This is a genomic window from Mesorhizobium sp. M1A.F.Ca.IN.020.06.1.1 (assembly GCF_004023265.1).
In the GTDB taxonomy this organism is placed as follows: Bacteria; Pseudomonadota; Alphaproteobacteria; order Rhizobiales; family Rhizobiaceae; genus Mesorhizobium.
Genome location: NZ_RZSR01000073.1, coordinates 1 through 11075, shown reverse-complemented (window position 1 = coordinate 11075; position 11075 = coordinate 1). Strand labels below are relative to the sequence as shown.

The 11075-nt window shown below is 64.4% G+C and carries 8 protein-coding genes; 6 read left to right on the top strand and 2 right to left on the bottom strand.

Annotated features, from left to right (window positions below):
- From EOA60_RS05725 to EOA60_RS05705, 5 genes are all read left to right on the top strand, one after another.
- Positions 1-447, top strand: a 447-nt coding sequence (locus EOA60_RS05725) for a substrate-binding domain-containing protein (RefSeq protein WP_164899198.1), incomplete at its 5' end; no start/stop codon positions are given.
- Positions 448-512: 65 nt separating this feature from the next.
- Positions 513-1760 (top strand): sugar ABC transporter substrate-binding protein, encoded by a 1248-nt coding sequence (locus EOA60_RS05720; protein WP_095824811.1) that lies wholly within the window; start codon positions 513-515, stop codon positions 1758-1760.
- A 396-nt stretch (positions 1761-2156) separates the two neighbouring features.
- Complete coding sequence (locus EOA60_RS05715) at positions 2157-3080, top strand: sugar ABC transporter permease (protein WP_095824810.1); 924 nt, start codon at positions 2157-2159, stop codon at positions 3078-3080.
- Positions 3080-3937, top strand: a complete 858-nt coding sequence (locus EOA60_RS05710; protein WP_095824809.1) for a carbohydrate ABC transporter permease — start codon at positions 3080-3082, stop codon at positions 3935-3937. The genes EOA60_RS05715 and EOA60_RS05710 overlap by 1 nt, the downstream gene beginning before the upstream one ends.
- Positions 3938-3964: 27 nt before the next feature.
- Positions 3965-5962 carry a glycoside hydrolase family 127 protein gene (locus EOA60_RS05705; RefSeq protein WP_095824808.1) on the top strand — a complete coding sequence of 666 codons (1998 nt, stop codon included), beginning with the start codon at positions 3965-3967 and terminating at the stop codon, positions 5960-5962.
- A gap of 10 nt (positions 5963-5972) precedes the next feature.
- On the opposite strand, the gene EOA60_RS05700 is transcribed toward EOA60_RS05705, so the two are convergent.
- Positions 5973-6773, bottom strand: a complete 801-nt coding sequence (locus EOA60_RS05700; RefSeq protein WP_095824807.1) for an endonuclease/exonuclease/phosphatase family protein — start codon at positions 6771-6773, stop codon at positions 5973-5975.
- 25 nt (positions 6774-6798) lie between these two features.
- On the bottom strand, positions 6799-8256 hold the full coding sequence (locus EOA60_RS05695) for a phospholipase D-like domain-containing protein (protein ID WP_095824806.1): 1458 nt from the start codon (positions 8254-8256) through the stop codon (positions 6799-6801).
- A 281-nt stretch (positions 8257-8537) separates the two neighbouring features.
- Here EOA60_RS05695 and EOA60_RS05690 point away from each other — a divergent pair.
- Positions 8538-11075, top strand: a 2538-nt coding sequence (locus tag EOA60_RS05690) for a PAS domain S-box protein (protein ID WP_128311127.1), incomplete at its 3' end; no start/stop codon positions are given.

Below are 11075 nucleotides of genomic sequence, written 5' to 3'. Positions count from 1 at the left end.
GTGCACGCGCGGGCCGAGGCTTACCGGGAAGTGCTCGAGGCGCATGGCCTGCCGGTCGGCGAGCCGCTGCTCGGCGCCTGGTCGGAAGCCTGGGGGCACGATGCGGTGGCGAAACTGTTCGGCAACGGCCGGGGCAGGAAAGGCTGGCCCGATGCCGTCTTCTGCGGCAACGACCAGATCGCGCGCGGTGTCATCGACGCGCTGCGCGAGCGCGGCATCCGCGTGCCCGACGATGTCGGCGTCATCGGCTTCGACAATTGGGAGATCGTGGCCGAGGCGACGCGCCCGCCGCTGACCTCGGTCGACATGAACCTTTCAGCGCTCGGCCGCGAGGCCGGGCTCGCTCTGCTTTCGCTCGTGGGCGGCCAGCCGGCCGCGCCGGGCATCAGGAAACTGCCGTGCCGGCTGGTGGTGCGTCAGTCATGCGGCCGTCCGCCGGGCGGCTGAGGCATCGAACGAAACGGCCGTCGCGCAACGGCCAAATTGGGAGGAGAACCATGAGGAGGAATACCGTGAAAACCATGTTTGCCAAGCTGGCCCTGGCCGCGGCCGTGATCGGCGGCGGCCTGCAGGCGGCGTCCGCCGAGACCGCCAACATCTGGGTGCGCGCCGACGGCTCGAATTTCATGCCGCGCATCGTCGACGCCTTCAACAAAGCGCATAAGGACCAGATCAAGCTCGACATCATCCCGAACGCCGAGATCATCCCGAAATATGGCGCGGCCGCAGCCGGTGGCACCGCGCCCGATGCGCTGTCGCTCGACCTGATCTACACGCCATCCTTCGCCGCCGCCGGCCAGCTCGAGGACATCACCGACTGGGCGAAATCCTTGCCCTATTTTTCGAGCCTGTCGCCGGCGCATGTGAAGACCGGCACCTATAAGGGCCGCATCTACGGCCTGCCGTTCTCGGCCGATTCTTCGGTGCTGATCTGGAACAAGAAGCTGTTCAAGCAGGCCGGGCTCGACCCGGAAAAGGGGCCGAAGACCTGGGCCGAGATCGAGGCCGACGCCGAAAAGGTCAATGCGCTCGGCGGCGACATCAAGGGCTTCTACTTCTCCGGCAATTGCGGCGGCTGCAACATCTTCACCTTCACGCCGCTGGTCTGGGCGTCGGGCGGCGACATCCTCTCCGAGGACGGCTCCAAGGCGACGCTCGACAGCCCGCAGCTGCGCGGCGCGATCGACCTCTACCGCTCGATGGTCAAGAAAGGGCTGGTGCCCGAGGGTGCGCAGACCGACACCGGCGCCAATTTCTTCGCCGCCTTTGCCGGCGGCAAGATCGGCCTCTCGCCGTCCGGCGCCTTCGCCATCGGCGCGCTCAATACGCAATACCCTGATATCGACTACGGCATCACCTTCCTGCCGGGCAAGGATGGCGGCTGGTCGTCCTTCGCCGGCGGCGACAATTTCGTCGTCACCAAGGGCACCAAGAAGATCGCCGTGGTGAAGGAGTTTCTGGACTTCGCCTACTCGCTCGAGGGCCAGACCATCCTCGCCAAATATGGTAGCCTTCCGGTGCGCGGCGACATCGCCAAGGAGGCGCTGAAGGACCTCGATCCGCGCTACCAGGTGGCGGCCGAGGCGATGGCCAAGGGCCGCACGCCCTATTCGGTGGTGTTCAACGACCTGATCAACTCCGCCAACGGGCCGTGGACGCAGATGGTCAACGAAGTCTTCTTCGGCGACGATGTCGACGGCGCCATCGCCAATGCCCAGGAGACCATGCAGTCGATCATCGACCAGGCGCCGCAGAAGTAAAGCGCGGCCCTAAACCTCCCCCTCGAGGGGAGGTCGGACCGCAGGTCCGGGTCGGGTCGCCCGCGAAGTACGCCGACGCTATCTCCCCGTAGGCGCACTTCACAGCGGACCCCCACCCCTGCCTTCGGCCGGACCCTCCCCTCAAGGGGGAGGGGACGCCGCGCTAAATGGCAGGATTATCGCGTTGAGAAAGCTTACTCACCAGCATCGCCAATTTGAGGCGCCGCGAGGTTCGCTCCCGCTTCTCGCCCTGTGGGAGAAGGTGGATCGGCGCGCAGCGCCGAGACGGATGAGGGGTGTTCCAGGAAACACCAGCATCTCACTCCGCTGGAACACCCCGCATCCGTCGCCTTCGGCGACACCTTCTCCCACAAGGGGAGAAGGGGGAGCTCAGCCATGACCACCCTCACTGCAACCTCCGCGCCCGCCCGAGCCAGACGCATCGGCGTCAGCCGCCGGCAATGGGTGGGCCTGCTCTATGTCCTGCCGGCCGTCGCCTTCGTCACCGTGTTCTTCGTCATCCCGCTCGGCATGACGGCGTGGATGTCGCTGCACAACTGGCCGCTGATGGGCGAGCACGCTTTCATCGGCCTCGACAATTACTTTGCCATCCTGCGCGACACGCGGTTCTGGAACGCGCTCAAATTCACCTTCTACTACACGCTGATCGTCACCATCGCGATCTTCGCCGTCGCCTTCCCGCTGGCGATCTTCATCGAGCGGCCGCACCCGCTCACCAATCTCTACCGCACCGCCTTCTTCATGCCGGCCGTGGTGGGCTTTGCTTCCGCAAGCCTGCTCTGGTCGTGGCTGTTGAACGTCGATTCCGGCCTGTTCAGCCCGGCCGCTTACGACCTCGGCCTGACCGAGAGGAAGGTCAATCTTCTCGCCACCTTCCAGCCGGCGTTCTGGTCGATCATCGCCATGGTGGTCTGGAAGGTCGCCGGCTTCACCATGATCATCCTGATGACCGGCCTGCAGTCGATCCCGCAGGACCTGCAGGAGGCCGCCGTCATCGATGGGGCAGGGCCGTTCGCCCGCTTCAGGGCGATCACCCTGCCGCTGATGCGCCGCACCTTGGCGCTGGCGCTGATCCTGTCGGTCGCGGGCTCGATCCTCGCCTTCGACCAGTTCTACATCATCCTGCGCGGCGGCCCGCGCAACCAGACGCTGACGGCGGTCTACTGGATCTTCAACCAGTCCTTCGTCTCGTTCAAGCTCGGCTACGGCGCGGCACTTTCCATGGTGCTGCTGGTCATCCTGGTGGCGCTCAGCCTCATCCAGCTCTGGCTGCTGCGCAAGCCCGAGGGGCTCGACTGATGGCCGAGGCGATGTCGCAGCACCGCAAGGCGGCCTTCAGCCTCGCCAGGCATTCCACCGGCATCATCGCCTCGGTGCTGTTTTTGGGGCCGATCGTGTGGACGGTGCTCTCCACCTTCAAGCCGGCGCAGGAAGCGCGCCAGCCGCCGCTGCCGCCCTGGCCGACCACCGGCTTCTCGGTCGAGAACTATCAGACGCTGAACACTTTCGGCGACGGGCTTTGGGCCTCGGCGCAGAACAGCATCTATGTTTCGGTAATGACGGTATTGCTCTCTGTGCTGGTCAGCGTGCTCGCCGGCTACGGCTTCTCGCGCTTCCGCTTCCCGTTCCGGGACTTCTTCTTCATCCTCATCCTGTCGACGATCATGATCCCGTTCCAGTCGATCCTGACGCCGATCTTCCTGGTGCTGACGAAACTCGGTCTGCACAACACGCTGACCGGCCTGGTCTGCGTCTATGTCACGCTGCAGCTGCCGTTCTCGATCTTCATGATGCGCAACGCCTTCGACGCGGTGCCGCGCGAGATCGAGGAGGCGGCGCGCATGGATGGCGCCAACAATGTCACCATGCTGGTCAAGGTGATGCTGCCTTTGGTCTGGCCGGGCGTCGTCACCATCGCGCTTTTCGCCTTCCTCGGCGCCTGGAACGAGTTCCTGGCCGCGCTGGTGCTGATGACCGACCAGTCGAAATTCACCCTGCCGGTGATGATGACCGCGCTTCAGTCCGGCCGCTTCGGCGCCATCGATTGGGGCGCGGTGCAGGCGGGCGTCACGGTGATGATGGTGCCCTGCCTGATCCTGTTCCTGGCGCTGCAGCGCTTCTACATCCGCGGCCTGATGGCCGGGGCCGTCAAATGATTTCCCGCATTCGAATGGAGTGACGTTATGACCGCAGCACAATCCGCCACCGCAGCCCAGGCAGCCGCGGCCGCGAAGCCGAAGCTTGCCTTCCGGCCGCTGCCCGTGCCGCAGGTCGATGTCCGCGGCTTCTGGGGTGACCGGGTCGACGCGGTCGCCGCCAAGACCGCCGGCATCCTCTACGACCGCTGCGTCGAGGCGCGCATGCTGGAGCAGATCGATCCCGGCCGGCCGTCGCCGGGCGTGGTCATCCCGTTCCATTCGCCGTCGCCCGACGAGGCCGACGCGCAGGGCGCCGAGTTCACCGGCTCGACGGTGACGACCCAGATGTTCTGGGATTCCGACTGGGGCAAGACCATCGAGACCGCCGCCTACTCGCTCTACCGGCGCCGCAATCCGGAGCTGGAGAAAAAGATCGACGCCGTCATCGACATGTACGGCAAGCTGCAGCAGGAGGACGGTTATCTCTCCAGCTGGTACCAGCGCATCCAGCCGGGTCTCCGCTGGACCAACCTGCGCGACTGCCACGAGCTCTACTGCGCCGGCCATCTGATCGAGGGCGCCGTCGCCTACTTTCAGGCGACGGGCAAGCGCAAGCTGCTCGACATCATGAGCCGCTACGCCGACCACATCGCCTCGATGTTCGGCCCGGAGCCCGGCAAGAAAAAGGGCTATTGCGGCCATGAGGAGATCGAGCTGGCGCTGGTGAAGCTCGCGCGGGCGACGGGCGAGAAGAAGTACATGGATCTGGCGAAGTACTTCATCGACCAGCGCGGCCAGCAGCCGCATTATTTCGACGAGGAGGCGCGCGCCCGCGGCGCCGACCCGAAGGCCTATCATTTCAAAACCTACGAATACAATCAGTCGCACAAGCCGGTGCGCGAGCAGGACAAGGTCGTCGGCCACGCTGTGCGGGCGATGTACCTCTTCTCCGGCATGGCCGACATTGCCACCGAATATGGCGACGACAGCTTGCGCGCGGCGCTCGACAGGCTGTGGGACGATCTGACCACCAAGAGCCTCTATGTCACCGGCGGCCTCGGGCCGTCGGCTCACAATGAGGGTTTCACCAGCGACTACGACCTGCCCAACGAAACCGCCTATGCCGAGACCTGCGCCTCGGTCGGCCTGGTGTTCTGGGCGAGCCGCATGCTGGGCATGGGCCCGAACCGCCGCTATGCCGACATGATGGAGCGGGCGCTCTACAACGGCTCGATCTCGGGCCTGTCGCTCGACGGCTCGCTGTTCTTCTACGAGAACCCGCTGGAAAGCCGCGGCGGCCACCACCGCTGGAAATGGCACCGCTGCCCCTGCTGCCCGCCTAATATCGGCCGCATGGTGGCCTCCATCGGCAGCTATTTCTACGGCCTCGCCGACGACGCGCTGGCCGTGCATCTCTATGGCGACTCCACCGCACGCTTCGAGATCGCCGGCCGCCCGGTCAGCCTGGTCCAGACCAGCAACTATCCCTGGGACGGCGCGGTCTCGATCGAGATCGAGGCACAGACACCGGTTGAATTCACGCTTTACCTGCGCGTGCCCGCCTGGTGCCGCAACGCGGCGCTGAAGCTGAACGGCAACATGCTCGATCTCGATGCGGTCACGGTCGACGGCTATGCCGCGATCCGCCGCGAATGGCAAAAGGGCGACCGCGTCGAGCTCGACCTCGAAATGTCGATGGCGCGCCTCTTCGCCAATCCGGAAGTGCGGCAGGACATCGGCCGCGTCGCGCTGTCGCGCGGCCCGCTGCTCTACTGCGTCGAGGAAACCGACAATGGCGGTGGCCTGCACCGCATTGCGCTGCCGCGCACGGCCAGGCTGGAAGCGCACAAAGAGCCGAACCTGCTCGGCGGTATCGTCACGCTTTCGGCGATCGGCAGCCGGGCCGAGGCGAAGACCTGGGGCGGCGATCTCTACCGCCCCGAGCCGCCGGAAACCGAAGAGACGACGCTCAAGGCGATTCCTTACTTCGCCTGGGACAACCGCGATCCCGGCGAGATGCTGGTCTGGCTCAGGGAAGGGTGAGCTACTCTTCCTATAGATGCACGTAAGCCGTGAGCGGCAGGTGGTCGGACGCCACGCGCGACAGCGGCGTGTCGTGCGCTTCCACCGCCGACACCATGCCGTCGCGGTTCCCCATGATCCGGTCGAGCGCCAGCACCGGCAGGCCGGACGGAAAGGTGGGCACAGCGGGCAGCGAGGGGCCGAACGTGTTGTGCAGCGTGTTGAGCGCGGAGCGGTTGCCCAGCCGCCATTCGTTGAGGTCGCCAAGCAGGAGCGTCGGCCTTTCGTCCGCGCTGCTCATGATATCGAGCACGACGCGCGCCTGTTCCGAGCGCGAGCGGCGCAACAGGCCGAGATGCGCCGCGATCACGCGCAGCGTCCGGTTCTCGTCGAGGTCGATCTCGGCGACCAGCGCCCCGCGCGGCTCCAGGCCGGGCAGCTTGATCTGGTGCACGTCGCGCACCGTGCCGCGCTTGAACAGAAGCACGTTGCCGCGCCAGCCATGTGCCTTGCCGTTTCCGGTGATCGGCACCGGGACCAGCCCTGTTTCGATTTCGAGGCGGTTGAGGTCGAGCAGGCCGGCGCGGTCGCCGAAGCGGTTGTCGGCCTCCTGCAGCGCGATCACATCGGGGCTGATCTCGCGGATGACGCGCGCGGTCCGCTCGGGGTCGAACTTGCGGTCGGTGCCGATGCATTTGTGGACGTTGTAGGAGGCGACCACCATCTCGGCGCCGCCGACCCGTTTCGGCGCCGTGGCTTTCGCTTTCCGCATCTTTCTGCCGCGGATCGACAGGAGCACGGTTTCGGGGAGGGTGCGTCCGTTTCTCTCCATGGTTCCTGCTGCTCGTCTTCCTTGCCTACAGATAGGGCGATCCCAGCCACAGCAATCGGTCGAGGACACGAATGACGAAGGCTCTGGCCCTCAGCATCTCGAGTGTCACCGGTTTCGCCGACGCGATCGCCGCGTCGATACGCGCCTCGATCGCCCGGGCGAAGTTGGCATCCAGGACCTCCATGTCGATCTCGAAATTCAGCCTGAGCGACCGGGCGTCGAGATTGGACGAGCCGACATAAGCCCACGCGCCGTCTATTGCCATAAGTTTCGAGTGATCGAAGGGGCCCTCGTGGCGCCACACCCGGCAATAATGCTTCAGCACCTGGTCGAATTGTGCCGTCATGGCGCGGTCGACGAGGAAAAGGTTGTTCACCGCCGGCACCACGATGTCGATCTCGACACCGCGCGCGCCGGCCGTGGTCAGCGCGCTGATCAGCTCGCGGTCCGGCAGGAAATAGGGCGACATGATGCGGATCGATTTGCGGGCGACCGAAAACGCACCCATCAGCAGCTTGTGGTTGGTTTCGTTCGCGGCATCCGGTCCTGTCGCCACGGCTCTGACCAGCATCGGCTGGCCGGGCGGCGGGGCGGTTCGCTCGACCTGCCAGACGTCGCCCTTCAGCGCCTCGTTGCTGGCGAAGCGCCAGTCCTCGGCGGCGACCGAGAACAGGTCGGCCACCACCGGCCCGGTGACCTCGAAATGCGTGTCCCTGGAGCTGTCGGAACCGGCGAATTCGGCCGAGAACCCCTTGCGGATGTTCATGCCTCCGGTAAACGCCACTGTCGCGTCGATGACCAGGACCTTCCTGTGGGTTCTGAGATTCGCATAAGGAAGTCTCAAGCCCATGACGATGTTGCCGTTGAAGAGATCGACGGCGACGTTGGACTCCCTGAGCTGCTTCAGGATGCTGGGTACCGAATAGCGCACGCCGACGGCGTCGATCAGCACGCGCACGGCAACGCCGCGTTTGACCGCGGCGGAGAGCGACTGCGCGAACATCTGTCCGACGGCGTCGTTGTCGAAGATGTAAGTTTCGAGAAGCACGCTCTTTTGCGCGCCGTCGATCGCCCGGCACATCGCCATATAGGCCTCGTCGCCGGTCTCGAGCACGGCGATCATGTTTCCCGAAGTCAGCGGACGCCGCGCCACCCTGTCGCCCAGTGTCTTCAATCCGACGAAGCGCTGGCCGAATTGGGCCTCGATCAAGGCTTCGACGGCGACGTCGCGATTGTGCCCCTCATCCGCCGAACCGGCGCTGGGCCGCATGGCGCTGATCGTCGCGCGGCGGATGCGGTTGATGCCAGCGATGGCGTAGATGATCGCGCCGAGGAAGGGCGACAGAAGCATCACGCCGACCCAACCCGTGGCGGCGCGCACGTCTTCCTTCGTCATGATGGCATGGACGATGCCGACCGCCGCCATCGCCAACGACAGGAAAAGGATAAGCGTCGACCAGTGACTCGCTATCGCCTCGAACATCGGCCCGACTATTGTGCGAGCCGGCGCGGAAGGCAATGCGCCAGGTCAAGGCGGCCCGGATTCGCATGCAGCTCTTTCCGGCCCGGTTGCATGAGGGATCCCGCCAGTGTGACCGGTCGTTCGAACGCTTTGCGCCTCTGTGCGAAAATCGGTCCACCAGGCAAGACGAAATCGTCGTCGGCATTATGTCGGCGCTGCCTCAGTGCCGAAGAGTCGGGCCGCACGGGAACATTCGGCGATCCGATGCGTTTGGCTTTTCGTTGCTCGAGCGGGATTGGGAGATGCGCATCGAAAGCCTTCAAGGAACCGAGGGGTTTATCCGTACCCCGCAGGACGCGCTCACCCTGCAAATCCCGCCTGACTTCATCGAGACGCTGCCCATTGCGATCTACGCTTGCGACGCGCAAGGCCGATTGCTTTGGTTCAACAAGCGCGCTGCCGATTTGTGGGGGCGAACGCCCTTGCTTGGCTCGGACAGCGAACTCTATTGCGGATCCCACAGGCTCTATCTCGATGGACGGCAGATCGCGCGCGCCCAAACCCCGATGGCCGCGGTGCTGCGAACCGGCATTCCCGTCAGGGGGGTTGAAGGAAAGCTCGAGCGGCCGGACGGCACGGCGATATGGGTGATGGTCCACATCGAACCGATCGAAGACGAGGACGGTCGGGTCGTCGGAGCCATCAACTGTTTCCATGACGTCACGGACCGGCGTCTGAGCGATGAGATCATTGGGCAACAGGAGCAGCGGCTCGCTGCAACTTACCAGCATGCGGCGATTGGCATCGCTGAAGTCAACGCGAAGGGCGAACTCGGGCGCGTCAACGGCTACCTGGCCGACCTGCTCGGCTATTCCGCCGATGAACTTGTCGGCAGGTCGGTGTTCGATGCCACTCTGGCGGAGAATGTCGATGCGGACCTGCGTCAGTTCGAGCGTCAGGTGCGAGGCGAGATCGACAGCTACCGGCACGAAAAGCGCTTCATCCGCAAGGACGGGGCAAGAGTCTGGGTCGCGGTCACGTCCTCGAGCGTAAGGGACTCCGAAGGCCGCTTCTTGTATGCGGTGCGCGTCCAGCAGGATATCACCGCCCGCAAGAAGGCCGAGGCCGCGCTCGTCCGGCATCTGGAGCAGCAGGCGGCGCTTTACGAATTCACGGACAGCCTTCAGCGCGCGGCGAATCTCGGCGAGGTTCACGAGATAGCCCTCAGCACCATCATTCGCGCATTGGGTGCGGACCGGGCCTCCATACTCTTCTTCGACAACACCGGCTTCCTCAGATTTGCCGCCTCGCGAGGCCTGTCGCAAGCTTACAGAACGGCCGTCGAAGGCCATTCCCCCTGGTCGCGCGACACACGCGATCCCGAACCGATCGCTATTGCCGACGTCGAGCAAAGCGGATTGCCGGACGACCTCAAGGCGGCTGTGCGGGACGAAGGCATTGCAGCGCTGGCTTTCATTCCGATCTCGGTGCGCGGTCAGCTGCTCGGCAAGTTCATGTCCTATTACGATCATCCGCACGATTTCGTGGAGTCCGAGCTTCGTTTTGCGCTGACAGTGGCCGGACAACTCGGCTTCGCGGTCGACCGCGTACGGCTCGAGACCGCCCGCCAGACGACGGAACGCGCGGCAAATCAGCTCGTGGCCATTGTCGAATCCTCTCACGACGCGATCATCAGCAAGGACCTCAACGGCATTATCGCCTCATGGAATGCCAGCGCGGAGCGGCTGTTCGGCTTCACGGCCGACGAGGCGATCGGCAGGCACATCACGATGATCATCCCTGATGACCGGCTGGGCGAGGAGCCGGAGATCATCAGGCGCATCAGCAGCGGCGAAAACGTCGATCACTTCGAAACGGTGCGTCGCCGCAAGGACGGCAGTCTCGTCGATATTTCCCTGACGATTTCGCCGATCCGCAACAGCCAGGGCCTCATCATCGGCGCCTCGAAGATTGCGCGCGACATCACCGACCAAAAGATGGCTGAAGCCAAGCTGCGGGCGAGCGAGCGTCAGCTGCGCGACCTGCTGGCGGCAATTCCGGCGGCGATCTACACGACGGATGCCGACGGCACGATAACCTTTTTCAACGAGGCGGCCGTCGAGCTTTCCGGGCGCGTTCCGCAGATCGGCAAGGATAAGTGGTGCGTGACGTGGAAACTGTTCTGGCCGGACGGAAGCCCGCTTCCTCACGACCAGTGCCCGATGGCGGTCGCCCTGAAGGAGGGGCGTCCGATACGCAACGCTGAAGCCGTCGCCGAGCGCCCGGACGGCGTGCGCATTCCCTTCATCCCGTATCCGACGCCGCTGCGCGATGAAGATGGCAAGATCATCGGCGGCATCAACATGCTGGTCGATATCAGCGAACGCAAACAGGCCGAAACACAGCAGCGGCTGCTCTTCAATGAGCTCAATCATCGTGTGAAGAACAACATGCAGATGCTGCAGTCACTGCTGAGCTTGGCGGGTCAACGGGCAGCGAACCCGCAAGCGCGAGAAATCTTGCGTGAAGCCGGCAACCGCGTCGCGGCCATGGCCGCTGCTCAGCAGGTCCTGTACGAGACGGTCGATTCGACGCAGTTCAACGCGAAGGGTTTCTTGCTTGCGGTTTGCGGGACAATAAAGCAGACCTTCCCGAAGGAAGTCGCGGTTGAGTTCGAGGCTGATGATGCAAAGCTTTCGAATGACGTTGCCATGCCGCTGGCGCTGATCCTGAACGAGCTTCTGACCAACGCCATAAAATATGGAACTCCCGACGGAGCCGGCACAATCCGGGTCGGGCTTCGGCGCGATGTCGACGGCTTCCAGGTATTCGTCGAAGAC